At 39.1% G+C, this 26,283-nt stretch carries 24 protein-coding genes, 1 pseudogene and 1 other annotated feature; of the genes and pseudogenes, 10 read left to right on the forward strand and 15 right to left on the reverse strand.

The features are described from left to right. The first annotated feature begins 141 nt into the window (after positions 1-141). Positions 142-1,533, forward strand: a complete 1,392-nt coding sequence (locus BN53_RS03450; protein WP_009558959.1) for an IS4 family transposase — start codon at positions 142-144, stop codon at positions 1,531-1,533. Positions 1,534-1,748: 215 nt separating this feature from the next. On the opposite strand, the gene BN53_RS03455 is transcribed toward BN53_RS03450, so the two are convergent. The 12 genes from BN53_RS03455 to BN53_RS03510 all read right to left on the reverse strand — a co-directional run bounded on the left by BN53_RS03455 (position 1,749) and on the right by BN53_RS03510 (position 11,691). Continuing rightward, positions 1,749-2,045 (reverse strand): hypothetical protein, encoded by a 297-nt coding sequence (locus BN53_RS03455; protein WP_009559534.1) that lies wholly within the window; start codon positions 2,043-2,045, stop codon positions 1,749-1,751. Positions 2,046-2,078: 33 nt separating this feature from the next. Beyond that, positions 2,079-3,257: a CPBP family intramembrane glutamic endopeptidase gene (locus tag BN53_RS03460; RefSeq protein WP_009559535.1), complete on the reverse strand. Its 1,179-nt coding sequence runs from the start codon at positions 3,255-3,257 to the stop codon at positions 2,079-2,081. Between the two features lie 75 nt (positions 3,258-3,332). Further along, complete coding sequence (locus BN53_RS03465) at positions 3,333-3,608, reverse strand: bacteriocin immunity protein (protein WP_009559536.1); 276 nt, start codon at positions 3,606-3,608, stop codon at positions 3,333-3,335. A 33-nt stretch (positions 3,609-3,641) separates the two neighbouring features. Further along, a complete protein-coding gene (locus tag BN53_RS03470) occupies positions 3,642-3,824 on the reverse strand; it encodes a hypothetical protein (protein ID WP_236695152.1) in 183 nt (60 codons plus the stop codon). A gap of 197 nt (positions 3,825-4,021) precedes the next feature. Then, a complete protein-coding gene (locus BN53_RS03475; RefSeq protein ID WP_009559538.1) occupies positions 4,022-4,708 on the reverse strand; it encodes a DUF975 family protein in 687 nt (228 codons plus the stop codon). Between the two features lie 289 nt (positions 4,709-4,997). Next, positions 4,998-5,945 carry a serine hydrolase domain-containing protein gene (locus tag BN53_RS03480; RefSeq protein ID WP_009559539.1) on the reverse strand — a complete coding sequence of 316 codons (948 nt, stop codon included), beginning with the start codon at positions 5,943-5,945 and terminating at the stop codon, positions 4,998-5,000. Then, positions 5,945-7,234 (reverse strand): D-alanyl-lipoteichoic acid biosynthesis protein DltD, encoded by a 1,290-nt coding sequence (gene dltD / locus BN53_RS03485; protein WP_009559540.1) that lies wholly within the window; start codon positions 7,232-7,234, stop codon positions 5,945-5,947. Before dltD ends, BN53_RS03480 begins: the two co-directional genes overlap by 1 nt. Further along, the gene (gene dltC / locus BN53_RS03490; protein WP_009559541.1) at positions 7,227-7,466 is read right to left on the reverse strand and encodes a D-alanine--poly(phosphoribitol) ligase subunit DltC; all 240 of its coding nucleotides are present in this window, start codon (positions 7,464-7,466) and stop codon (positions 7,227-7,229) included. The genes dltD and dltC overlap by 8 nt, the downstream gene beginning before the upstream one ends. Before the next feature lie 33 nt (positions 7,467-7,499). Continuing rightward, positions 7,500-8,744 (reverse strand): D-alanyl-lipoteichoic acid biosynthesis protein DltB, encoded by a 1,245-nt coding sequence (gene dltB, locus BN53_RS03495; protein ID WP_009559542.1) that lies wholly within the window; start codon positions 8,742-8,744, stop codon positions 7,500-7,502. Beyond that, positions 8,744-10,258: a D-alanine--poly(phosphoribitol) ligase subunit DltA gene (gene dltA, locus BN53_RS03500; RefSeq protein ID WP_040537299.1), complete on the reverse strand. Its 1,515-nt coding sequence runs from the start codon at positions 10,256-10,258 to the stop codon at positions 8,744-8,746. The genes dltB and dltA overlap by 1 nt, the downstream gene beginning before the upstream one ends. Positions 10,259-10,274: 16 nt before the next feature. Further along, positions 10,275-10,427 (reverse strand): teichoic acid D-Ala incorporation-associated protein DltX, encoded by a 153-nt coding sequence (locus BN53_RS03505; protein WP_009559544.1) that lies wholly within the window; start codon positions 10,425-10,427, stop codon positions 10,275-10,277. 127 nt (positions 10,428-10,554) lie between these two features. After that, a complete protein-coding gene (locus BN53_RS03510; RefSeq protein ID WP_009559545.1) occupies positions 10,555-11,691 on the reverse strand; it encodes a YncE family protein in 1,137 nt (378 codons plus the stop codon). Positions 11,692-12,653: 962 nt separating this feature from the next. On the opposite strand from BN53_RS03510, the gene cbpB reads away from it, so the two are divergent. The 3 genes from cbpB to BN53_RS03525 all read left to right on the forward strand — a co-directional run bounded on the left by cbpB (position 12,654) and on the right by BN53_RS03525 (position 16,372). Continuing rightward, positions 12,654-13,124 (forward strand): cyclic-di-AMP-binding protein CbpB, encoded by a 471-nt coding sequence (gene cbpB / locus BN53_RS03515; protein WP_009559546.1) that lies wholly within the window; start codon positions 12,654-12,656, stop codon positions 13,122-13,124. Between the two features lie 88 nt (positions 13,125-13,212). After that, positions 13,213-15,036, forward strand: a complete 1,824-nt coding sequence (locus tag BN53_RS03520) for a heavy metal translocating P-type ATPase (RefSeq protein ID WP_009559547.1) — start codon at positions 13,213-13,215, stop codon at positions 15,034-15,036. A gap of 64 nt (positions 15,037-15,100) precedes the next feature. Further along, positions 15,101-15,158 (forward strand) — a sequence feature (sodium ion sensor (DUF1646 type); this cis-regulatory element may regulate processes involved in with the transportation of sodium ions). Between the two features lie 44 nt (positions 15,159-15,202). Continuing rightward, the gene (locus tag BN53_RS03525) at positions 15,203-16,372 is read left to right on the forward strand and encodes a cation:proton antiporter (protein WP_009559548.1); all 1,170 of its coding nucleotides are present in this window, start codon (positions 15,203-15,205) and stop codon (positions 16,370-16,372) included. A gap of 64 nt (positions 16,373-16,436) precedes the next feature. On the opposite strand, the gene BN53_RS03530 is transcribed toward BN53_RS03525, so the two are convergent. Continuing rightward, positions 16,437-17,096: an ATP-binding cassette domain-containing protein gene (locus BN53_RS03530; protein ID WP_238318407.1), complete on the reverse strand. Its 660-nt coding sequence runs from the start codon at positions 17,094-17,096 to the stop codon at positions 16,437-16,439. Positions 17,097-17,265: 169 nt separating this feature from the next. After that, entirely contained in the window at positions 17,266-17,922 is a 657-nt protein-coding gene (locus BN53_RS03535; RefSeq protein ID WP_009559550.1) for a CPBP family intramembrane glutamic endopeptidase, read from the reverse strand. 77 nt (positions 17,923-17,999) lie between these two features. On the opposite strand from BN53_RS03535, the gene BN53_RS03540 reads away from it, so the two are divergent. The 6 genes from BN53_RS03540 (at position 18,000) to BN53_RS03565 (ending at position 25,708) form a co-directional block, all read left to right on the forward strand. Further along, positions 18,000-19,085, forward strand: coding sequence for a YdcF family protein (locus BN53_RS03540; RefSeq protein WP_009559551.1), 1,086 nt, complete (start codon positions 18,000-18,002; stop codon positions 19,083-19,085). A gap of 68 nt (positions 19,086-19,153) precedes the next feature. Next, positions 19,154-21,490 (forward strand): ABC transporter ATP-binding protein/permease, encoded by a 2,337-nt coding sequence (locus BN53_RS03545; RefSeq protein ID WP_009559552.1) that lies wholly within the window; start codon positions 19,154-19,156, stop codon positions 21,488-21,490. A 125-nt stretch (positions 21,491-21,615) separates the two neighbouring features. Further along, on the forward strand, positions 21,616-22,317 hold the full coding sequence (gene nagB / locus BN53_RS03550) for a glucosamine-6-phosphate deaminase (protein WP_009559553.1): 702 nt from the start codon (positions 21,616-21,618) through the stop codon (positions 22,315-22,317). A gap of 164 nt (positions 22,318-22,481) precedes the next feature. Beyond that, a complete protein-coding gene (locus tag BN53_RS03555; protein WP_009559554.1) occupies positions 22,482-23,129 on the forward strand; it encodes a deoxynucleoside kinase in 648 nt (215 codons plus the stop codon). A 20-nt stretch (positions 23,130-23,149) separates the two neighbouring features. Beyond that, the gene (locus BN53_RS03560) at positions 23,150-23,836 is read left to right on the forward strand and encodes a deoxynucleoside kinase (protein WP_009559555.1); all 687 of its coding nucleotides are present in this window, start codon (positions 23,150-23,152) and stop codon (positions 23,834-23,836) included. 81 nt (positions 23,837-23,917) lie between these two features. After that, positions 23,918-25,708, forward strand: a complete 1,791-nt coding sequence (locus tag BN53_RS03565) for a DUF2207 domain-containing protein (RefSeq protein ID WP_009559556.1) — start codon at positions 23,918-23,920, stop codon at positions 25,706-25,708. 72 nt (positions 25,709-25,780) lie between these two features. On the opposite strand, the pseudogene BN53_RS09710 reads toward BN53_RS03565, so the two are convergent. Beyond that, positions 25,781-26,283: pseudogene (locus tag BN53_RS09710) on the reverse strand (Rpn family recombination-promoting nuclease/putative transposase); the annotation flags it as partial.

The raw sequence follows: 26,283 nt of genomic DNA on the forward strand, positions 1-26,283 counted from the left end.
ACTTAAACTTCCCACTTGCAAAAGTGGGCTTGTACCTTGAAAATTCAATAGTTTAGCCAATAAAAAAGCACAAGGCCTTTGTTCGCTTGATATAATTTAGTCAACCACAACATCATCAATATCAAACGAAAGGCTTGTGCTATGTCTAGTTTACCATCATTCGATACTGAAAATGAACCTAAAATCGCCCGTTCTGTTGAAAAGTTCTTCAAGGACTACAAAGTTATGGAGCTTCTCCGTAGATGTGGGCTCCGCAAGTCAAAAGGAATCCCTCTTTGGTCGATCCTTTCATACATCTTCAGTAATGTGTTTCGAGACAGAAGCATGTACATGCAACAGAAGTCTGGCAAGTGTACTGCTGGCTTCTCCAAAAACACCTACTATCGATTCATGCAGAACCCACATATCAACTGGCTCCGCTTCACTATTCTGCTAGCTGAGAAGATCGTCAATGGGCATCTGAAAGATCTGACCTCTGACCAACGTGCGGATTGCTTCGTCTTTGACGATTCGCTCTACTCCAGAACTGGATACAAGAAGACTGAGCTGGCTGCCAAAGTATTCGACCACGTTTCGATGACCTACAAGAAGGGCTTTCGGATGATGACCATGGGTTGGACTGATGGATCCTCCTTCGTCCCAATCGCTTCATCTCTCTTGTCCTCAAAGAATGATCAGAATGTCATCGGGACAACCAAGAAGATCGACAAGCGCACAATCGCGGCCAAAAGACGAATTATGGCCCAATCAAAGGGGACCGATGTAGTTATCCAGCTACTCGATCAAGCTTTGAAAGCAGGGCTTACTGCTAAGTACGTCATGTTTGACACTTGGTTCTCCAATCCTCATCAGATCGTCCAGATCAAGCAACGTGACCTAAACGTAATTGCCATGGTGAAGAAGAGTTCCAAGATCACATACGAGTTCGATGGTAAGCGGATGAACGTCAAGCAGATCTTCAGCGCATGCAAGAAGCGGCGAGGTCGTTCAAGATATCTCTTGTCCGTCCCTGTAAAGGTTGGAGATCCTGCCAAGGATGGTGCCCAGGTTGATGCCAGAATAGTCTGCGTAAGAAATCGCTCCAACCGCAAAGATTGGATCGCTCTTATTTGCACGGACATGATGATCGATGAAAATGAGATCATCAGAATTTACGGCAAAAGATGGGACATCGAAGTCTTCTTCAAGACCTGCAAGAGTTTCTTGAAACTTGGTACTGAATACCACGGCCTCTCATATGATGCATTGACTGCCCATACGGCTTTCGTCTTTCTGCGCTACATGTTCATGTCAGTTGAGAAGCGAGATGATGAAGATGATAGGACAATAGGCGAGCTCTTTTACTGCATGATAGACGAGCTTGCGGACATTACTTTCCATCACTCCCTTCAGATCCTGGTGGAAGCCATGTTCGAGAGCGTGAAAGAGATCTTCCAACTGACAGAAGAGCAGATGGAAAGGTTCACCAAAGCTTTCATTTCCCGCCTCCCGAAGTACATGCAAGAGGCTATATCGCCATCACTAGCAGCATAATTGAATATTTACTGGTTAAACTATTGAGTTTTCAAGGCTTCATAGTTCTTTTTGGTGTGGGAAGTTTAAGTTATAAGCAATTACCCGGTAAAAATCAGTAAGTAAAATTTGGTATATTTTTATTGTGGTTTACGAAAAAATTATGCATTAAAAAAGATTGATGCATCAACGTTTTTCAAAACGAAGATCATCAATCTTTTTTGCACAACTAAAATTTAGTGAACAGCGCCCCACCAATGCCATTTATAGCCGGATCCCCAAATTCTAGGACCATCACCTGCAGGAGCCCCGCCATCAATGTCCCATAGATTACGGGCATAAACCTTTTGATCCAATAAAGCATTATTATTTGATGCTTCGGGACTGAACGATTTAGGATTTAAAGTTATAGTTTCAGTTTTTGGTGCTACTTCGATAGTATCAGCCTTTACTGTAGTTGATAAGTAAGTAGATGCACCTACACAAAGCAATGCAGAACCCACAAACGTTAAAACAGTCTTTTTTGAAAACATATTTTTCACCTCATATTACCTAAACAACAAATATCACAGTTTTAATAATAATTGTTCAATGTTCCTATCGATCACTTCCTTTGCACTAGGTACCATCAAAATCAAAATTGTAAATAGTAATGGCACGATTGTGATGATTGCTAAAAAGATAACCATGTTATTTACAGATGTCATCAACATTCCTCCATACCCTAATGGAGTCAAAGAAAAACTGATAAAATCTGCAAAAGAGTGCAATAGAATAATTAGCCAGATTTTGCCTGTGTACAAAAATAGCAAGCCAAAAATACAGCCAAATCCAAATGCATGGATTATTTTAAAAACAACTTCACCAAGATTGAAGTCAGTTGATGAGAAACTTAAGACATGTAATAGTGAAAAGATTGCAGAAGATAGGACAATGGCTATCAATGAATGATTACGTTTCTTCACTAAGCTAGCTAATAAAGCTATTACGAAAACATAGCGAGCTACTTCCTCCATTAACCCAGCATTTACCGATGTAAAGACTAGTTGCCAAATGTTGGGGATCTGCGCTGATTCAGCCGGATTAATGAAAGCAAAGTTCCAGTTCCATAAAGCATCGCTCCAAGTTAAGGCTGAAGAAGCGAAAGCATTGATAAAGCTGATCCATAAAATAATACCGGCAGTGACCAGTAAAACTAAAAAGTATGCAAAGTTCTTATTCTTAATATGCAGGTTTAGATAGAATTTATACCCCCAGTTGGTGATTGCAAAATATCCATAGATAACAAACATAAGTCCTAATAAAAGCTGACTTTTATTTAGACCAATTATAAAGGCATTAGCATGAACCACTGGTTGTGGAGCTAAGAAAAGATTAATAATTATCCAGACAGATGATATAATTTGCATCAATGGTTTATGGATATTTCCGTAATCGCTGATTGTAACAGGGATTAAGCACGCCAACATTACTACAAAATATAAAAAATAGAATAATGAAGATACATTAAGCAGTAAAGCAAATAGCTCTGTATAAACGTGGATTAAAACATACGGAATAGCAATTATGTCCCAAATTTGGGACAGCTTCTTATTACCCTTTTTTAATAATCCATAGGCAAGGATAGCAACAAAAAAATAGATAATATTTATAACCATATTTTGCTTTATTGCTAATAATCCTGCTATGACAGCTGTTAATAAGAATTGCCAAGAAAGAATTTTCTGGCTTCTTTGTTCTAACAATTATAAGCATCTCGATTCATGTAATTCTATTATAATTATATTCTTTATATTTCAATAATAAATTCATACTTTTTCTCAAATTGCACCAGTTACTCCTGTATTAGACCATTTATCAGGCTTTTCACCCAACTTAATTTTCAATTCAGTCAATCCAGCCGGTAATCTAAAACCATGGGTCAGAGAATAATTATTTAGGTTCTGGTTAAGCGTGAAAATAACCTTGTCTAAACTGCTGCCACTTTTTATCATGCTTACAGCTTGTTCAAGCAACCAGGCTGCATCCCCATCAGTTGATACTTCTTGCTTAACTCTGATCAGCATTTTTTCTAATTCTTGTTCCTTGTCTTGCATGAGTTTTCAGCCTTTCTACTATCCTATCTATCCTCAACTGCCCCAAGGACCGTACTCTAACCAACCATTAGTTACTGTACGAGCAGTAGTGCCCCAAATTGCTCCATAATCAGGGATTGTTTTATGAGTTTTGGTGTTATACAACACGTACTGAGTCAATCTTCTTATCTTTCCTCCGACTATTTTCTGCAAGTCATCTTCACATAGATTATCCATTTGTTTCATTTTCACATTTTTCCTTTCTAAAATACATAACTTCAGCCATTTCTTAGCCGTATTTATATTCTACACCTACAATCTCACGAATAGCTAAAATGTACTTATTCGGTCAATTTATGTACCTATTCGGTATGACCAACAAAAAAGATTGATGCATCAACGTTTTTCCAAACGAAGATCATCAATCTTTTTTGTTATTCCATGTCAGTCAAATTCCGGTAAAAGTTGGCTCTAGTTTGCCGAATATATGGCGTAATCCAAATCAAGCCAATTCCGCAGGTCAAAATCCCTACTAGCGCCCAGCCAATAAAGCTTAGATCTAACACAAACAAGTCCATCTTATGGCCCTTCATCAAATTCCGGCTTCTAGTAATGGCTTCGCTAGCACTTACCTTTTGGCCTGATTGGTACATATCTTCCAAGATATATGGCGTCATTGCGTAAGAATAACTCTTGATAATTCCTGGCACAAAAAATAGCAATGACCAGCAGAAGATATAAAGTTCAACCAAAATAAGTGCAATAAAACTACTGTTAAATCGCTCGCCTCTAAAAGCTGAAAAAATTCCGGCAAAGATGTTTGGCTTTTCGCCGCGATCGCGGAAATTCAAGATGGTATAAGCAATTCCCCAAAAAATCAAGCCACTTAAAGTTCCGATAATAATGCCACTTAAGTCAGCTGCCCAATTCAACTCATAATCAGTAATGTAGGGATAATTTTTGACAATGTAGTAGATTCTGTCATGACCAGTTTCCATAAACGATTGCAAATCTTGCAAGAGATAGGTAACCAGTGCACCTACTAAACTTAAACCAACTGCCCACAGCCAATTGCCTCTAAGCTGATCTTTAGCTGCTCTTTTCATTTCTGAACGTGTCATAAATCCTCCAAAAAGTTTATTTTTCAATCAAAAAAGCCTAATTCCAACAACAGGAACTAGGCTCACACAGCGTGTACCATCACTCTGACCACATATAGAAGATACCATTTTCGCTACCGGAGAAAATGATAAACTTTCTAGCGATGGTACATGAAAATTTTAGCATTGAATAGTACAAAATACAATACCTATGCCTGGCTACTAACAAAATTGTAACATTTATTTTTCTAGCTTTCGCATGCAAAAAAAGAAGCATCCCTGAACTTAATTAGTCCAAAGACGCTTCTTCTTATCGATCAAAATAGGTCATAAAATCCATAATTCGATTGATGCGTTTTTTGATTTTTACAAACTTGCCTTTAGCCGTATGGTTAGCCTGCACTATCAGCATGGTCTTGCCCTCGTGCGTGCTTCTAAAGAAGGTATAATAGCCTTCCCCTGCACCATTAGCCATCTTATAATGCTTCAGATTGTAAAACCCACCATTATAGTATGACGGTGCAGTGCTTTGATAGAGTTCTTTTCGACTTTGCTTAGTCAAAAACTTGCTAGTTAAAATCAACCTCATCACCTTAGCTAAATCGCTGTTGGACATCACAATGGATCCAGCACCTAGTTCATCATGAGCATCCTTAATCGCCTCAGCGTGAGGTACATGTTGATATTGACCAGCTACTTTTTCATAGCCGGGTACCCAATTGCTCTTAAGCAGCTTTTGCTTGCTACTCCAGAAAAATTCAGTCTGCTTCAAATGAAGCGGTTTGATATAAGTATCTCTAAATAGTCGCTCATATGACTTATGCGTCAATTGCGTTAAAATACCACACAAGTAGACATAATTAACCGAAGTATAATGCCATTTTCCTAGCATGCGCGGATTAAAGTAAGTCTTTTTGATATCAGATTGGAAATTATCTTCGTCTGATCTGAAAATATCTTCGCCTAATTCTTCTCCCGGCTTTAAGTCTAACCCGGAAGTCATATTGAGCAAATTGCTGATGCGAACCTTATCAGCTCCTGGAATAGCTCCATAAAATCTACTCAACTTAGTCGATAATTTCAGTTTGCTTTTTTGCACCTCACGCATAATCATCGCAGCCGTCATCGACTTTTGAACTGAATTAATCAAATAACTAGTGTCAGCTTGATTACCAGTAGCAAACTTGAGCCAAGTTTTGCCATTGCGAATGACTAAAGTTGACCCCTTCACTCCCAGATGATCAATTGCATGGCGCACTATTTGTCTTTTAAACTAGCTTTATCGGTTAAATCGATCTTCTTAACCTTAGTTCGATTTTGCCAATGCTTTGAATAGAAGTAGTCGCTAATAGCGTAGTTATAGCGACCATTTGGCGTACTCATAAATGGCTTGACTGCCTTATCAACTGCAATCCAGCCATTCCAACCTAAGTGAATGGTATCTTGCATAAAGTACTTGCGGTGACCATCTTTTGATAAATCGGCGATATTTTCAAAACCTTGGCTAGCAAGTTGATATCTAATCTTATCAACTGATTGCTCATACATCTTTTGCGAAAGTCCTGTATATTTAGCCCACTTAGCGTTAACTGGTGGAATAATAAACAAAACATTGGTATGTTGCTTGGCAAACTGCTCTAGCATCAATTGGAAATCGCTATATTCTGGCGATTTGACGTAGTCAAACTTGCGCTGGCTACCGCGAAGCTTTGATAACTCCTTATGTGGCAAGCGAGTCTTGAAGAATCTGTTGTCAATGCCAAAGCGATTGGAATTGGTATGCTTAGCCGCTTGTTCATTGGCGATTGCCGTTAATCCCTTAATTGAATAAGTATTTGGCAATAATTTAGCTTGATCGTTAATCTTTTGAATTCGATCGCGCAATTGGAAGGCGCTAAAGAACTTATCTTCGTTTTCTAGCATGCGAAGACGAGCTTCAAGCCAAGCACGCTCAGTCTTGGTCAGCTTCTTGCCTTGGGCAATTAGCTTCAAGGAAGTCTTGATTGCACCAGTCTTCATTGTTGGCATTGAAGCCAATCTCTTAGCAGCATAGCGATCGGTCTTGGTATTTTTGGCATTTAACAAGAAGATGATCGTTTCAAGTGGCGAATAGTATAACTCAAATGCTTGTGGATTTTGGCCTTGCTTGGTAAACCATTGTGGCGAAATAATCACAACTGCCTTTTTATCTTTCAATTGACTGCTAGTTCCCTGCATCCCAATGAAATGGACTAAACTTTGACTACCAGGTCCTCCAAGTAGAAATGGCTTGTAGTTGCGGTGATATTTTTGAGCTAAAACACTAGGGTGAAGTGGATCTAGTCTTGACAACTCCGATGAACCATAAAATGGTACATAGCCATCATCAAAGGCCTCTTGCTTCATTTTTACCCCCTTAAATACAGTGGTATTTTGTGAGTTGGCAGCTTCAAAAATGTCTTCTTTTGAAAAAGTTCTATCCCATGGTATTAAGAAAACAATTAATAATAAGATAAAAGCGCAGATAACCGGGCCAAAAATTTGCCACAGTCGGCGTCTATTACTCATTTTCTAAGCTTTCCACCTTTGCAACAATCTTAGCTGGAGTATCCCAATCTTCACGGCTAAATTCTGAAACTGGTACATCAATGCCAAACTTTTCTTGCAAGCTAAGGAGCATTTGCACGCTGGCCATTGAGTCAAGCAAGCCGTCGTCAAAGATGTTTTCATCCATTTGATCAGCTAAGTTTTCACCAGTTAATTCTTCCAAAATTGCTAAAACTTCTTCTTTTGTATCCATAATTAAACCTCTCAAATTTTTTTATTAATCAAATTATTGCCATCCAAACCATAATTGGCTGAGATATCCAGAAAAGATCAGCATCCCTAGACAAACAAATTGGAAAGTCAAGAAGATGGCAAACCATTGCGTAAACTTGTTTGATGGCAATTGATCTTTATGCTTACGCTTAAATCTCAGCCAGATATCGTTAATACAGATCGCTGTCGCATGGTAGATTCCGTATACGATGTAATACCAAGTCAAGCCATGCCAAAAGCCCATGATCAAGAATAAAACAAAGTATGAAACTTGTGACAGTCTAATTCGATTCTTGATCAACTTTTTCTTCATGGCAAAGAAGGTAAAGCGCATGTAGATATAGTCTCTAAACCAGAATGACAAAGTCATGTGCCAGCGATTCCAGAAATCCTTGATGTTCTTTGAAATAAATGGCTTATTGAAGTTCATTGGCGTATGAATGCCCATGAAATGCGAAATCGATACGGCAAAGAGCGAGTAGCCAGCAAAGTCAAAGAACAAGTACATGGTGTAGACATACATGTAGGCTACAACCCACCAAGATAACTTCAAGCCGCCAATCGCATTGCCGGCAATTAAGCCCCTCATGGCAATCTTTGGCAACAAGTAAGTTCCAAAGAACCAACCTAAGATAAACTTATACAAGAATCCTTGGAAGAGATAGCGAACTGCTAACTGTAAATCGCCAATGTATTCTTCTCTGCTAGGAACCTTTTCATAGTCGCTCTTGAATCGACGGTAGCGATCAATTGGTCCTGATGAAATGGTTGGGAAAAACAGCAAAAATCTTGCATAAGTCAGCGGATCGATTTGCTTAATTACTCCATCGCGCGTTTCCATAATCACTTGAACGTTCTTGAAGGTAATATAAGAAATTCCCAAAAATCCAACCACAAAAGGAACCGTTCCTTTAGGCATTTGGATCAAGATCTTAACCGCCGTTAGCGGCAAGATGGCCAAAACCACCGCCAAGTTGAAGACCCAACTTTTGTTTGGACTATCTTTTTTGGTTCGGTAGTGCAAATAGCCGAAAGTGATCAAAAATTCATAGATTAGGTAAATAATTAGATTGATCCCTTCCTGCCAATGATTGCCATCGAAAATCAAGAACAAGAAGACTAGCGAGAAGATCGCCTCATAATTTTTCAGCCTTTTTCCAAAATATAAGCCAATGATAATTGGCAACAGCGCAATTAATAGGTAAATAAAGTATTGCGGGTTGGAGTAAGGCTGTAAGTTAATGAAATTAAAATTCACTACTTATTGACCTCCTTGATAACTGCCTTGATATCAACCTTACCATTTTGTGAAATAGGCAAAGAATCTTCGTAAATGAATCGTTGCGGAATCATGTATGGCATCAAGTCCTTGGTCAAGTCTTGACGAATTCTTCTGGTCAATTCTGCATCAGAATACTTGCGGCGAACTCCCTTTTTAAGTTCGATCTTGGCGACGATTTGTTGAACAGCGTGTTCTTTATTGTACTTAGGTGCAGCTACGCCATAGCGAACCAATTCATTCTTAGATAAGTAGAAATTGATTTCTTCAAGCTCGATTCGATAGCCGTTGAACTTGATCTGGAAGTCAATTCTTCCCCGGTAAAAGAGCATATCCCCATCGAAAAATCCAGCATCTCCAGTTCGGTAACTTGCATATTCATCATTTTCTTGCTTGAAAAAGGCTGCCTCAGTTTTTTCAGGATTGTTCATATAGCCCTTGGAAACGCTAGGACCGCTAATGATGATTTCGCCTTCGCCAGGATTTTCGCCCTTGGATTCATCAATGGTAATCTTAGTATCTTCTTTAACTCGGCCAATTGGCAGACGGTCATATTTAGCTAAAATTTCATCAGTAATTTCTACTTGGGATACGGCTACTGTTGTTTCCGTTGGACCATAAGTATTGAAGATATGCGCCTGTGGAAACTTTTCCTTCAATCTTTCTGCTTCAGTTCTTGGCAATTCTTCCCCGCAGAATAAGAAATGTGTCAAATCTGGGTGATGCTCACCATCGAAGGTCTTATCCAAGAAACACATTTGAGCAAATGATGGTGTTGAGACCCAAACATTGAATTGCATCTTTGGCAAAGTCATGAACAATTGCGCAAAGTTTTGAGTTACGTCATGTGGCAATACTACCAACTTGCCAGCAGCCACCAAAGCTGGATAGAGGCTCATCACTGACAGGTCAAATGAATATGGAGCCTGCGCTAAAAAGCTTGGATGCTCTGGCAAAGCAAAATCAGTCAGCTCCCAGTTGACGAAACTGAGCAAGTTATCATGACTGATTTGCACGCCTTTAGGCTTGCCAGTAGTCCCTGACGTAAAGATGATGTAGAAATTGTCATCACCCTTGACGAATTTCTCCTGGTCAAGCACGTAGTCGCCAGCTTGGACTTCTGCTGGCGCCAATACCTTTACCCCGGAAAGATTGATATCTGGCAAAGGATCGATCGCAAGAACTAAGTTAGCTTTGGAAACGTCTTGAATCATGGTCAAACGCTCAGCATTAGAATAGCTGGCGATTGGAATGTAGGAATGTCCCGCTTTAACGCAGCCTAAAAAGCTGGCAATCATTTCAAAAGTCTGTCCACCCCAGATCATGATTGGATCATGTTCTGGAAGATCCAAACTAGCCAATTTGTGAGCCCAAGCGTCTGAACGCTTCTTCAATTCACCATAAGTATTGGTTTGACCTAAGTAGTCATAAACTACGCGATCGGGCTCTTTTTCGGCAATTTCATCTATTGTTTTAATTACATCTTTAATCATATCTTGCACCCCCGCCTTAGAATTCGTTATAAATAAAGTGAACGGAATTTAGTCCACTATATTCATACAAATATATCAAGGCAATAAGAATTGCAAAGTATGCGACTGTCTTCAAGGCAAACATTGCAATCCGCTTGCCCCTGGAGTCGACTTCCTTTGTTTTTTTCATATTTCCTCCTAAATAATCCTTCCGTCAATTAGCTATACTACTACAAATTACTGTATGTGGTTAAGGTCTTATGTATATTTTAAGAAAATTAAGCAAATCAGTAGAAAATCAGGCGCATTGGACTAGATCAAATTCCAAATAAAGAATTGATATTAACTGACAAAATCCGATCCATCACCATTATTTCTGGTCTTGCATATTGTTTGGAAGCTGACTCAAAAATGCATAGAAGTTGACCGCGATAAGTGGTAATTTGCTCTAAATATGGTGGCATATCAATGATTCTTTCGGCATTTTTTTCATCTAAAGCTTTCAAAGCAGTTGATGAGAAAATATATAGCTTGGAATTCTGGCTACCATAGGATTGAGCTAAGAAAATTTTATTGTCGTAAAAAGCAATCCCTTGAATTTGTTTATTCATGGTTGTTTGGCCGCTAGGATCAGACCAGCTAACATTGCCAGTAACTGACTTAATCTCATTATTGGTAATTGAGCCAGCGTTTGAGCCCGAGCGAGAAATCGTGTAGCTAGCTACCTTGCCCCGGCCATACATGTTGAAAAAGCCAACAAACAATTGATCGTCATAATAAGATACCGTTGAAGCACGTTCTAGCGTTGGAATAGAAATTTCATGGTTATAGCTAATCGGCATCTTTGAGCCTTTTTTATAGGCCTTTAATTTAGCTAAAGAAAAAGACATTAAGGCAGAAGACGTTCCCATACTGCCAGTGATCCAAATATTTTTGGCAATTGGATCATAAGCAATGCCGCCAAGATGAGGCCGGCCCTTAATTTGGATAGTCTTAATGTAGCTGCCTTTGATTTTGTCCAAAACATAAATTACTGAAGCATGCCGGTGGTCGCCGTCATAGGCGCTAATCAACAAGTATTTGTCAACGACTGCTAACCCCTGGGGAGTCATTGCTGTTGCGATGCCCATTTTCTTTTTGGCAAAATTATAGCTCTTAGTTGTCTGCAAGCCCGGAATAACCGTATCTTTGCCCACCCAAGTTCTTGGCGGCACATAGTTAGCTACTTTATTAATGAAAGAATATTTGCTACGCAATTGCTGATGGTAAATTTTGCTGCTGTACCAGGCTGGATTGATATTTGTACCATCTTTTGCCTTGACCAAAGCTGGGCGGTTTTTTTCCATTTGATATTTTTGGTACCAACTATAGCCATAGAAGCCAGCAGCACCAAGCCCTGCCAAAACTGCAATGGTTATAATAATATCAATTACAATTCTACTGATTCTCTTCAAGTATGACTATCCTCAATTCTCCGTAATATCTATTTGCTTATTTTACCAAATTGAGCTAAGATACCAAAAAGAGATTTTGAAAGATAATTTTACAAATTTAAAGCAATAGATAACAATTTGTAACACAAAATTCACAAATTGATATTAATATGTAGTTGCAACATATGAGGAGACAGTTCTCATCCGTTGTAACTCAACTTTTTGTTTTTCATTCATACTCCTCCAAGTAAATAATGAAAATAAAAAGATTGGCCTTTGGCCAATTTCATATCTATCCCTTTCGGCTCACGGTGTACGTGAGCTTTTCTTTTGCCTTTATAAAAAGTCAGAAAATTCTTTAGAAATTCGTAAATATTTAGCTAATAATTCTTCAAAATTTTAGGCTAGGATGTAAATCGTAGCAAGGCAATAGAACTTACTACTATACATACTCCCACTTTTTTATTTCATTCATTCTTACTCCTCCAAAGTAGATGAAACTAATGAGGCTCGCCAATCGGCGGGCCTTTTTCCTGGTTAAAAATAAAAATTTGCCATCTTTAGAAAATCGTAAGATTTTGGGCAAAATTACTTCACACTTTCTAGCTATCATATAAATCGTAGCGAGGTGGTAGAACTCGCTACAACACATACTCCCACTTTTTTATTTCATTCATTCTTACTCCTCCAAAGTAAATGATAATAATGTAGCTCGCCGGGTGGCGAGCTTTTTTTCTGGGCAAAAGAATAATTTGTCATCTTTAGAAAATCATAAGATTTTCGGCAAAATTACTTCACACTTTTCAGCTATTATATAAAACGTAGCGAGGTGGTAGAACTTGCTACAACACATACTCCCACTTTTTTATTTCATTCATTCTTACTCCTCCAAAGTAAATGATATTAACCAAGGTCCGCTAATCAGCGGGCCTTTTCTTTTTGCAAAAATGTCTAGTAAAATGGAACTCAGAAAGGAAGTTATTATGTTTTCACCATCTATTAAACACTTGATTCAGGAAAAATCCGGCGCATTCTTGATTCCAGCAACTAGAATTGCTTTTGTTCAAGAAGACAATCCACTTTACCATGCCTTTTTGATTCTAACTAAGGTCAAGTATTCAAAGATTCCGGTTTTGGACAAGGACCATAAGGTAGTCGGCTTGCTGTCTCTTTCCATGATTACCGACAAAATGCTAACAACTAGCGAGATTTCGATTGATCCTTTGAATCAATTGAAAGTCAAAGACGTCATGCAAACTAAGTTCGACAAAATCAACTTTGTCCAAACCACGCTAGAAACTCAGCTTCATTTATTAATCGATAATGCTTTCTTGCCAGTAGTCGATGACCGCGGGGTTTTCCAAGGACTATTAACTAGACGTGAATGGATCAAAGCCTTTAACTATGTTGTGCACAATTTTGATAAAAATTATGAGGTTAAGCGCATCAAGTAAATTAGAATCATTATAAGTTGCAACTGAAAAGCAGAGTGATAAAATAATATATGTAACTTTTATCTAGCCTATTTCGGAGGATGCTTATATGTTAAAGAATCAATGGAAATTTTTCCTTGTTCTATTCTTAGGAGCAATTGGCGCCTTTTGTGCTTTTGCTCTGGGTCAAGGAATTATTGCTGAAGTTTTAATTGATGTCTTTGGGGTCTACATGGCTATTACAATGGCAATGGAAATGTATGAAGACCTCAAGAGTGGTCGCTGGGGAATCGATATTTTGGCAATTATTGCTATCGTTTCAACTATGCTCATTCGCGACTACTGGGCTACTTGGATGATTTTAGTCATGGCAACTGGTGGAGAAACGCTAGAAGACTATGCCACTAGTCAAGCCGACCGAGAATTGCGGTCTTTACTTAACAATTCACCTCGCGTTGCCAACAAAATGGTTGACGGCAGCTTAGTTGAAGTTAAGGTTGATGATTTGGCAATTGGCGACCACGTTCTAATCACTCCAGGACAACAAGTTCCAGTTGACGGAGTTGTGGTAAAGGGCGAATCCAGTTTTGACCAATCATCATTGACTGGTGAATCTATTCCAGTTGACAAGAAGGTTGGCGATGACTTGATGTCTGGGTCAATCAACGGCGATGTTGCGGTTGAAATGGAAGTCACTCGTTTAGCTAAGGATTCCGAATATCAATCAATCGTTGCTTTGGTTAAGTCTTCTCAAGCACAACCGGCCAAATTCGTTAAGATGGCTGACCGCTATGCGGTACCATTTACAATTATTTCCCTGGTAATAGGATTGGTCGCAGCTGGTGTTAGCGGCTGGAACTTCACCCGCTTTGCGGAAGTTATGGTTGTCGCTTCGCCATGTCCATTGTTGATCGCTGCTCCGGTTGCTTTGATTTCCGGAATGAGCGCTATGTCTCGCCACCACATCATTGTTAAGTCTGGTCCAACTTTGGAAAAATTGTCTCGCGCTAAGACTTTTGCGTTTGACAAGACTGGTACTTTAACTCAAAACAAGCTTGAAGTTAGCGAAGTTATTCCAATGGAAGGCTTTGACAAGACTGAAATTCAAGGCCTCGCAGCCAGCGTTGAACAACAATCTAGTCACATCATTGCCACTTCATTAGTAGTGCACACTGACGATAGTTTGATCAAGCGCGTTGAAGACTTGAAGGAAACTACTGCTCAAGGTGTTGAGGGTAAAGTTGATGGCAAGCTAGTTAAGGTTGGTAAGTTCAGATTTGTAACTGATGGCAATGAAGAAAAACCACAAGTTGATGCTACTGCTATCTTTATTTCAATTGATGGCAAATTTGCCGGCTATGTAACCTTCAAGGACATGATTCGCCCTGAAACAGCTGATACGATTGCTCGCTTGCGCAAACAAGGCGCTAAGGAAATCATGATGCTAACAGGTGACCACCAAAATGTCGCTGAACAAATCGGTAAGGCTGCTGGCGTTACCCAAGTTCGCGCAGGACTATTACCTAAGCAAAAGATCGAAGCGATTCGCAATGTTCCTGAAGAATTGCGCCCTGTCGTAATGACTGGGGACGGCGTTAACGATGCGCCAAGTTTGACGGCAGCTGACGTTGGTATTGCCATGGGTGCTAAGGGTGCTACTGCAGCCAGCGAAAGTGCCGATGCGGTTATCATGGTTAACGATTTGAGCAAGATCAACGATGCTGTTGCCATTGGTAAGCATACAATGAGAGTTGCCAATATCGATGTTATTACCGCCATTATTATCGTTATTATCCTTGAAGTTATTGCTGCAACTGGCGTTATCCCAGCCTTTATCGGAGCGATTTTGCAAGAAGTTGTCGACTTGATCGCCATTTCTCTTGCCTTGCTTGCCAAGACTGAGCCTAGCGCTGCAGAACAAGGAAAAGAATAAGCATTAGATTTGCATCAAATAATAAACAATACTAGAATAGTACCTATGCATATTAATAATTAGCGGTTGGGTTTTTAGACAATAAAAGCTTTCAAGATTTCAGTCTCTTTGGGTCAGGAGACGGATACTTGGAAGCTTTTTTTATGAGAAAGAAAGGATGAGTGACATGCATTTTTTGGGAGAATTGATTTTGATTCTGCTAACCACAACCTTGCTTGGACAATTATTCTCAAGGTTAAACATGCCTGCGGTTATCGGTCAGTTGCTGTCGGGCATCCTCTTAGGACCAGCAATTTTGGGCTTGGTCAAATCAAATGACATCATCAGCCTATTTTCCGAATTCGGCGTTATTTTGTTGATGTTCTTAGCCGGTCTAGAAAGTGATCTTGATTTATTGAAGAAATACTTCAAGCTCAGTTTTACTGTCGCTGCAGTCGGCGTTGTCTTACCAGTTTTGTTTGCTGGTCTTGCTAGCTATGCCTTTGGCATGAAGCCACTTGAGGCATTATTTATTGGTATTGTCTTTGCGGCAACTAGCGTTTCGATTTCGGTAGTAGTTTTGCAAGAAGCTCGCCAGTTGCACACTCGAGCCGGAACAGCTATCTTAGGAGCAGCGGTCGTTGATGATATTTTAGCCGTGGTTGTCCTCAGCCTCTTTACGACTTTCAGTCATGAAGGCGGACAAAGCGGCTTGACTAGCAATTTCTTCTTGAACTTAATCATTGAAGTAGCCTACTTCGGCGTAGTTTGGGCAATCTACAAGTTCGTTGCGCCTTACTTTATGAAGATAGCTGAAAAAATCAGCGTCGACTACTCTGTCGTAATCGGCTCGCTAGTATTAGCATTAACTATGGCCTGGGCAGCAGACTTTGTTGGCCTATCAGCCGTTGTGGGGGCCTTTTTCGGAGGATTGGCAATCAGACAAACTCCTCAATATAAAGAAGTTAACTCATCTGTTTCAGCAATCGGCTACTCCATATTTATCCCGGTGTTCTTTGCGGATATCGGACTTTCAATGACTTTTGCTAGTTTCATTAAGGATATTTGGTTTATCATCGTAATGACGATTTTAGCCCTTTTATCAAAGTTCTGGGCCGGAAAATACTCTAGCCAATTATTTGGCTTCAGTAAAAATGAAGGCAGTATTGTTGGTGCAGGGATGATTTCTCGTGGAGAAGTAGCCTTGATCGTGGCACAAATTGGAATCTCCCATCATCTATTCCCACAAGATATTTATTCAAGTTTGATTTTGGTAATTATCGTAACGACGGTACTTTCACCATTTATTCTGAATTACTACATTAAGAAGAATCTTTCGGCAAACGAAGAATTATAAAGCAAAAACCCAGCATGAACTATCTAACGTTTTGATAGTCATGCTGGGTTTTTTCTGCTTATTTTTATAGGTATGCATCTTTTTGTAACTGATACATTTTTTGATATTCACTATTTGACTGCAATAGCTTTTCATGTGTATCAAAGCCTACTCGATCTACAAAGTCATCTGATAAGCCGGCTTTTTTCAAGCTTTCTTTCACCTTATTAAAATTAATCCTTCTAGCTGCGGTTACATTTTCTGCAAGCGTCAGTTTAAATTTGGAATAATCTTGAAATGTAGCAGATAAATTATTTCGATAATCTTGTAAATTTATCTTTTGTAAATCAGTCTGATCAAATTGAATATTACCACTAGTAGGATCGTAATATCTCATTAGCAACTTAACTAAAGTAGATTTTCCTGATCCATTCATCCCTACTATTGCAATTTTCTCGCCACGATTTACTTTAAAACTTATATTATGTAAAACTTCTGTATCAGAAAATGGATATGTAAAAGAGAGGTTATTTACTTGTAAAACTTGATAATTTTCAGGGAAGTTGTCCATCCCGAGTTGAAAATTATCCTGATAAGCCATGAACTTGTAGTACTTTTCAATCCAAAGCAAAGAATCATACAAAAGACTACTGTCCTCAACCAATCTAGCCATACTTGTTGAAACATACCCAACTATCGAGATATAAACAACCAATACCCCGATTTGCAATACACCCTTGGCCACATTGCTACTGAACCAAGCAAAACCAATACCGGTAACAAGCGCCGACAAAGTAAAAAATAAGTATTGCTTTATCCACACACTTATTTATTTAATATTATAAAAATATAAGTTAATAATTATTAAAAATGGTATCACAATAAAGGGTACAATTTTCTGGTTTCACGTGAAACTAAATAAAGCCTAAAGCGTTATAGCACATATGTACCAAAATTGAGTATCTCAAATCTCTGGTCGTGATATATACCCAAGCCAAAACAATTCCTAAAACCCAGTAAATAAAAATGTATTTGCTCAAAGTTGGATCATGTAAAAACGCAAAAACAAAACCACTAGCAATAATTCCCAAAACCTTATTTAGCTTCGTTGGTCTTCTAAAGAAGGTATTGAAAAACATCCCTCGAAAGATGGTTTCTTCGCAAATTGGCCCAAGAAAAACAACTAAAATTGGAAACATCCGTCCACTTTGTTTAGAAATTTTTTCTAATGCTGCTTGATTGGCAGAAGTTCCGTTACCTGCTCCAATTAGTTGGGCAGTCAATGCTCCCAGAATCACAATTAAGAAAAATCCTAATACGGCAATTCCAATCCGCTTAAGCTGCCAGTGTGGTTCCTGATCAAACCCCCATTCATTTTGCTTTTTCAATTGCCGGCGATACATCCAAATAATCAAGCCAATGTCAAAGAACGTGCAGACAGCAATCACCAACGCCTTCATTGGTATCTGAACTTTTTGAGGATAGAAGTAATACATTTGCACTACGCTATATAGCCCAAATGCCAAAAGCATTGCGCCGAACTTTCCTAAATAGTCAAAAAATTTCTTCATTTCATCACCTATAATAACTATTTTTTTCTTTCTTCTATTATAATGGAATTGATTCTAAATATCTAAAGGATGGTTTTATGGCTTCTTTAAATAATCTACTGCATTTTTTTGAAAACAACCGTGAATTCAGTCTTTTTTCAATCCTTCTAGTCATGTCCTTGATCTTTTTTCTAGCTTCTTGGCTAACTGGACCTTGGCGCTGGATTAATGGGGTTTTATTTACGATTTTTATCTTGCTATTAGGTGCTTGGCTAACCTTTATTGTCTATGCCACGCAATATCGCACGCTCCAAATTATTTATGCTGCTATCTTGGCCATTCTGATTTTGGCAATTATTTTAGTAACAACCTTTTCTTGGCTTTTCTGTCTATGGAATGCCTACTTTGTTTGGAAAAGGGAAAGTCACACCTTGCCAAACTTGCTTACGCTTTTTCTTGGTCTAGGAATGATTGTCGCATGGCTATTTACCCTATCAGCTCCAGCTAGCTATTTGCCTAAATGGCTCATTGAATTGCTTAATTTTGCTCCTTTAACTGCGGGATATTTAGGCTTAATCATGTATAACTTCTTGGTCAACTTATTGCTGTATCAATTTATTCCTCGCCGCTACCACCAAGATTACTTAATCGTCTTAGGTGCAGGTTTAATCGACGGCGAACGCGTTACGCCTCTGCTGGCAAGTCGAATCAATCGCGCGATTCAATTTGCCCAAAAACAGGCTGCTAAAGGTAGAAAATATCCTAAAATCATTATGTCTGGTGGTCAAGGTGGCAATGAAAAAATCTCTGAGGCGCAAGCTATGTACAACTATGCCATCAGCCAAGGCGTTCAAGCTGATCAAATCTTGCTCGAAGACAAGTCTAAGAATACCTACGAAAATATGCTCTTTTCTAAAAATATTGCCAGTCAGGATTTCGGCAGCAATTCATTCAAGGCAAAATTCTTTAGCAACAACTTCCACATCTATCGTGCAGGCCTTCTTGCTAGACAAGTTGGATTAAATGCCGATGGAGTTGGCTCATACACTCGGCCATATTTTTTGCCAAATGCAATTATCCGCGAATTTGCTGGCGTATTTGTAATGCATAAGAAGCTTCACTTTACAATTCTAGGCTTATTTGCAGCTTATGCCATCTTCACTGCCCTAATCACTCTGTTTTAAAAGTAATTAGTTATTAGTTTCGTTGTTTTTATGTTAAAATATTTGACAAACAATGAAAGGTAATAATTATGCTTCAACTAAAAAATCTACGAAAATCATACCATGTTGGAGATACCGTCACTAAGGCCTTGGACGATGTCTCCATTTCTTTTAGAGATCGAGAATTTGTAGCGATTTTGGGTCCAAGTGGTTCCGGAAAGACTACGATGTTGAATATTATCGGTGGCCTTGACCGCTATGATAGCGGCGATTTGGTCATCAATGGCAAGTCAACTAAGAATTTCAAGGAGACTGACTGGGATGCCTATCGCAATAATTCAGTTGGCTTTGTTTTTCAAAGCTATAACTTGATTAGCCACCTCTCGATCATCAACAATGTTGAATTGGGGATGAATTTGTCGGGCGTTTCCGCTAAAGAGCGCCACAAGCGCGCAATCGATGCCTTGATTGAAGTCGGCTTGAAGGATCACATGCACAAAAACCCTAACCAACTTTCTGGTGGTCAAATGCAAAGAGTTGCGATTGCCCGGGCGATTGCTAATGATCCAGATATCCTATTGTGCGATGAGCCAACGGGTGCCCTTGACACCGAAACCAGCGTCCAAATTATGGAATTGATCAAGAAGCTGTCTAAAGATCGTCTAGTAATCATGGTTACTCACAATCCTGATTTAGCTAACGAATATGCCAACCGAATCGTCAATTTCCAAGACGGCAAGATCCTCAATGACTCTGATCCATTTGCCGAAACCCAAGAAGACAATGACTTTCAGCTCAAGCGGACCAAGATGTCCTATTGGAACGCTGTTAAATTGAGTTTCACCAACATTATGACCAAAAAAGGTCGTACTCTGCTAACAGCTTTTGCTTCTAGCATCGGAATCATTTCAATTGCGGTCGTTTTGGCGATTTCAAATGGTTTCCAAAAGCAAATTGACACCACCATGGGCAAGGCCTTAGCTAAGTACCCAATCGCGATCACGCCTAGTGCAACAGATCTTACTAGCGCAAATCAAAGAAAGCTATCAACTAAAAACGTCAAAAATCGTGGCTACATCACCGCTGAAAAAGACGCTAACCAGCAGGCATCCCATACCAATAAAATAACTCAAAGCTACGTGAACTATATTAAAAAGATCAATCCGGAATATGCCAACAACGTTTCTTACCAAAGAAGCGTTAATCTGAACTTATTATCCAATAATAGTGGCAAAATCAAACGAATCCAATTTTCTAATTCTGATCCAGATTCTTCTACTAGCGCTCTTGCTATGCGCAGCCAAGCCTTATCGACTATGGGCATCGGCTCTAGCGTCTTTCCAACTAGCTTGAGCAAAAATAAGGGATCATTTTTAAAGCAAAACTACCAACTTTTAGCCGGAAACTGGCCTAAGAAGGCAACCGACCTAGTCCTTGTTGCTGACAATCGCAATACGGTTAATATCAATTCCTTGAAGAACCTAGGATTATCTGTCAAAAACAACAAGAAGTTCAAGTACGCAGATTTGATCAATCAAAAATTTGCTTTAGTTAAAAATAATGACTACTACCAAAAGATTCCAACTGGGATATTTGTTCCTAAAAAAGTTAGCCAAAGCATGTATGATTCAGCAACTAAGTTAAAATTAGTCGCAGTCATCAGACCTAAGAATGAAGATTCTATGCAGCTACTTTCAACTGGAATTGCTTATAGCGATCAACTTTCTCAATTAGCAATCAAGCTCAATCGAAATTCTGAAGTTGCTAAGGCCCAAAGAAAGTCTTCGGTTAACGTTTTAACCGGACAAAATTTGGCCAAGAATGAAAAAGAATCTATCTTGCAAGCTCTTGGCGCTAGCTCAATTCCAACTGGCATCATGATCTATCCAAATGACTTCGATTCTAAAGACAAGGTCTTAGACTACTTAGACAAGTGGAACGATGGCAAAAAGAAGAAGGATCAAATCATTTACACTGACCTCTCAAGCGCTGTAACAACGATGACTGGTGGTTTGCTTGGCGGTATTACTACTATTTTGGTTGCCTTTGCTGCTATTTCTTTGATTACGTCAATGATCATGATCGGTATTTTAACTTACACTTCTGTGTTAGAGCGAACCAAAGAAATCGGCGTACTCAAGGCTCTTGGTGCCCGCAAAAAAGATATTACCCGGGTATTTGATGCCGAAACCTTCATTTTGGGTACTTTTGCTGGTGTACTAGGTATAGTAATCGCCTACCTGCTCACCTTCCCAATCAACAGCCTCATTTACAAGCTGACCGATCTTGCCAATGTTGCTCAGCTAAATCCAGTTCATGCAATTAGCTTGATTATTATTTCAACCATTTTAACCTTGCTAGGTGGCCATTTGCCAGCACGTTTAGCTGCCAAAAAGGATGCTGCAATTGCTTTGAGAAGCGAATAATTTTCTAAAAGTTCAATCGTCAATTTGATGATTGGACTTTTTTTCTTGGAAAAATTCTTCCGGTTTGACAAATTGGCATATACCGATTTATAATGGACTAGACCAGTAAATAAGGAGGATTTATTATGAAAGTCATTATTAAAGAAGATAATGTTCAAGGTGGAAAAGCTGCATTTGAAATTTTTGAAAAGGCAATCAAGTCAGGAGCTAAGAACTTCGGTTTAGCTACTGGTTCAACTCCAGAAACTTTATACAAGAATTGGGTTGCCAGCGATCTTGACTGCTCTGAATTGACTAGTATCAATCTTGATGAATACGTAGGCTTAAAGCCAGAAGATCCTCAAAGCTACCATTACTTCATGCAAAAGCATCTCTTTGACCAAAAGCCATTCAAGAAGACTTACGTTCCTGATGGCTTGGCTGAAGATATAGACGCTTACTGCAAAGAATACGATCAATTAATCGAAGATAACCAAATCGACGTTCAATTGCTTGGTATTGGCCAAAACGGTCACATCGCCTTCAATGAACCAGGTACTCCTTTTAACACCGGTACTCATGAAGTTAAGTTGACTGAAAACACCATCAAGGCTAACTCACGCTTCTTCGATTCAATCGACGATGTTCCTAAGAGCGCAATTTGTATGGGTACTAAGAACATCATGCATGCCAAGAAGATTGTTTTGCTTGCTTTTGGCAAAGAAAAAGCTCACGCAATCAAGATGATGATCGACGGCCCAGTTACTGAAGAAGTACCAGCTTCAATTCTTCAATTGCACCCAGATGTAACTGTAATTGTTGACAAGGATGCTGCTAGCGAACTTTAATCTTAAACTAGAAAAATAAGACGGTTTTTATCGTCTTATTTTTTTGTTTGGGCTAATAACTTGACTTTTTTCCTAAATAGCAAATTTAAATTTTACTTGTCGCTGGCCTGTTCTCGTATTAAACTAATTAAGTATCCTACTATATCTAGTATTCAAGAAAGAACGTGATTCAAGTTATTGTATTAAGTGGGCCAATTGGAGCCGGTAAATCCAGTTTAACCAGTATTCTAGCTGAGCATTTAGGTACGCAAGCCTTCTACGAAGGAGTAGATAGCAACCCTGTCTTGCCTTTATACTACAAAGACATGAAGCGCTATACTTTTTTGTTAAATACTTACTTGCTCAACCACCGTTTAGCTCAAATCAATCAGGCAATTAAAGAAAAAAATACTGTTTCGGATCGTTCAATCTACGAAGATGCCCTCTTTTTCAAGATGAACGCGGACAGTGAAATTGCGGATCCAACTGAATTCAAGATCTACCGCAGCTTGCTTGACAACATGATGGAGGACACTCCTGGCAGTCCAAGCAAAAAGCCGGATTTGTTGATTTATATCCATGTATCGCTTGATACCATGCTTAATCGTATTGAAAAGCGTGGCCGCTCATACGAGCAACTTTCAACTGATCCTGGCTTAAAGGATTACTATGCGCGCTTATTAAGCTACTATGAACCTTGGTATGATCAATACGATGCTTCGCCAAAGATGCGAATCGATGGCGACAAGTTTGATTTCGTGACTGACGAACAAGCTAAGCGAGATGTTTTGAAAGAAATCGATCTCAAATTACACGAACTTGGTAATTTGTAATTAGTAAAAGAAGGAACGTGATGACAGTTATTGTATTAAGTGGGCCAATTGGAGCCGGTAAATCCAGTTTAACTAGTCTTTTATCAAATTATTTAGGAACTAAGCCTTTCTACGAAAGCGTTGATGATAATCCTGTTTTGCCACTTTTTTATGCAGATCCTGAAAAATATGCTTTCTTGCTTCAAGTTTATTTCCTAAATACTCGTTTTCGCAGCATTAAAGCGGCTCTATCACAAGATAACAATGTCTTAGATCGTTCTATTTATGAAGATGCGCTTTTCTTCCAAATGAATGCAGATATTGGTAGAGCCACTTCAGAAGAAGTCGACACATATTATGAATTGCTCAATAATATGATGGCTGAACTAGATCGAATGCCTAAGCGCAATCCCGATCTACTGATTCACATTGACGTATCATACGATACAATGATCAAGCGAATCCAAAAGCGTGGCCGTCCTTACGAACAATTAAGCTATGATGCAACGCTTGAAGATTATTACAAGCGCTTATTGAGTTACTACAAGCCTTGGTACGAAAAGTATGATTACTCACCAAAAATGGTTATTGATGGCGACAAGTTAGATTTTATTGCCTCAGAAGCAGACCGTGAAATCGTGCTTGATCAAATTGTTGATAAATTAAAAGAAGTAGGAAAATTGCCTGCCGATTGGAATAAACCTACTGATATTGAACTTATGCAATAGAAAGCAGTCCTAATGTTAGGGCTGCTTTTTTGGTATAATTTGCTTATACGTTTTCAGAGCTACTTAGAAAGAGGTCAAATTTTGAAAAAGATAAGTAAAATTATCTCAGTGCTCTTTGCATTTTTGCTATTGGTCTGCCTTTATGCGCGACCAGCACAAGCTGACGTCAGCTATGAGATTAACAATTTAAAAGTTCACGCCAAAGTTAATCGCGATGGCTCACTCAGCATGACCAGGCAGGTCGATTACTACTTTGACAGCGATGCACGCGGCCTTTACTATCGGCAAAATCTAAACAAGAACCAAAAGCTAACTCAGGCAAAAGTCATGCTAAAAGACAAGCAAGGCAAGCTAATCGAGTTGAAACCTGGTAGCGGAGAAAACAATAGCTACGAGCTAACCAAGGATACTAGCGGCTATCGTTTTAAGGTCTATCATCGGATTTTTGAAGATGATAAAGTTTCCATTATTTATCAATATAAAATCAGCAACGCCGTAATCAATTGGCAAGATACGGCGGAATTGAACTTTAAGATAATTGGCAACAATTGGGATACTGACCTTGATCATGTAACGGCAACTATTGACTTTTCAAATGGAAAGGCTGTTCCAAGTCTTAAAGCTTGGGCACATGGCCCTCTTACCGGAAATATCAAGGTTAGCCCTGAAAAAGGGCGTGTAATCCTATCTCAAAATGATTTAGCTGGTGATGTGGGTATTGAACTGCATGGAATTTTTCCAACTAGTTTGACTGCTAAGAATCAAAATATTCGAAATGAAAAGCACAGGCAAAAGATTATTTCCCAGGAAATAAAATTGGCTAAAGAAGCCAATAGAAAGCGCCAAAACAGGCGAATCGTTAGCCGAATTTATACAATCGTCAGCATCGCTATTTCAGGTATAATCACGCTCTTTTCTACTGTTAAATATTTCCGCAATAAGAAAAGGCCAGCCCCGCTTAATAAAAAAGATATTCCCCATAATTTTGAAATACCATCGGTTGATCCGGTCACCGCTATAATACTCGACACTGGCAAAAGACCAGCTCCTCGGGCCTTTAGTGCATATTTAACGCAGCTGGCTGGAAAGAGACAAATTAAAATTTCTCAAACTGATAAAAAATCTGTCTTTGAAATCAAGCTGCTCAAGCCGGAAATTTTGGAAGCTGATCCATTTTTGAAGCATCTTTTTACTAAAGTCGGAGATGGCAAGAGTTTTACCACTAAAGAGCTTCAAAAAGCGGACTTATTGGATGAGTTCACTAGATGGCAAGATCGGCAGTATAACAAACTGATAACAAGCAATTTGTTTGATCAAAAGGCTCTAGACTCATTTACTAGTAGTTCTGCTGGAGTCCTTTCGGCTAACTTTATCCTGCTATTTCTCTGGATAATCGGCCTTACTATTTCATTTACTGCATCAGCTGGAGTCTTGATCTTGGCTTTGCTCAATCTCTTCTTTACTTTGAAATACAACAAGTTAATTAACTACTACACTAGCGAAGGAATTTTGGCTACTAATCAAGTCAGAGGCTTTGTCAAAATGCTTGATGACATTGGCAACTTCAAAACTAAAGATATTGGTGAATTAATCTTTTGGGAAGGAGTCATGCCCTATGCCGTAGCTTTTGGCCTAGCTAAAAAAGTAATTGCTCAATTGCGGGTAGACTTCAGTAGCCAAGATTTAGATCCATTATTTGTTTACTACCCAATCTTCATGTACGATACAAATATCTCTTCCTTTGATAACAGCATCCATACGGCTTTATATAATGGCACTGGCAGCAATAGTTCTTTATCTGGCAATTCTGGTGGCTTTTCCGTTGGTAGTTCCGGCGGTTTTGGCGGAGGCTCTGGTGGGGGAGCTTTTTAGCGCTGATTCATAACAGTAAAAAAGCAAGTGAATGACACAATTGTATCATTCACTTGCTCTATTTGTTTCAGGCTACACGCCTAACTTAGCTTCGTCCATGAACTGCTTGATCTCTTCATCAGTGAAGTATTTGCCATATCTAGATTTAACCTTGGCGAATATTTGTTCATCTGAAAAGTCAGATTCACCTAAGATAATAATCAAGTTGTTGAGCCCTTCCAATCTCTCTTGATCTCTACCTCTAGCTTCAGCTCTATCAATAAAGTTCATCATTTCGCTCTTCACCTCTTCGTTTCCATTATCGCTAACCCATTCTTGGAACTGATCGACTCCTTCATGATCCAGTGCGCTGATCAGATTCATGAAGTCTTCAAAGTGCTTCAGTTCCAGATCGTCAGGTTGATAGTTCTTGTTCTTCCTGCGATTGATCAAATAGCTAGCCACATGCTTGAAATCGCTGGTCATCTTGTCTAACTCTTCTTCAAGATAGGCAACTTCGACCACCTTGATCTCCATCTTGGGCATGTACTGCTTGAGCTCTGGGAAGTTCTCCAGATCAAACAAGTCCTCTAATT

Origin of the sequence: Lactobacillus pasteurii DSM 23907 = CRBIP 24.76, from assembly GCF_000297025.1 — a bacterium.
GTDB lineage: Bacteria > Bacillota > Bacilli > Lactobacillales > Lactobacillaceae > Lactobacillus > Lactobacillus pasteurii.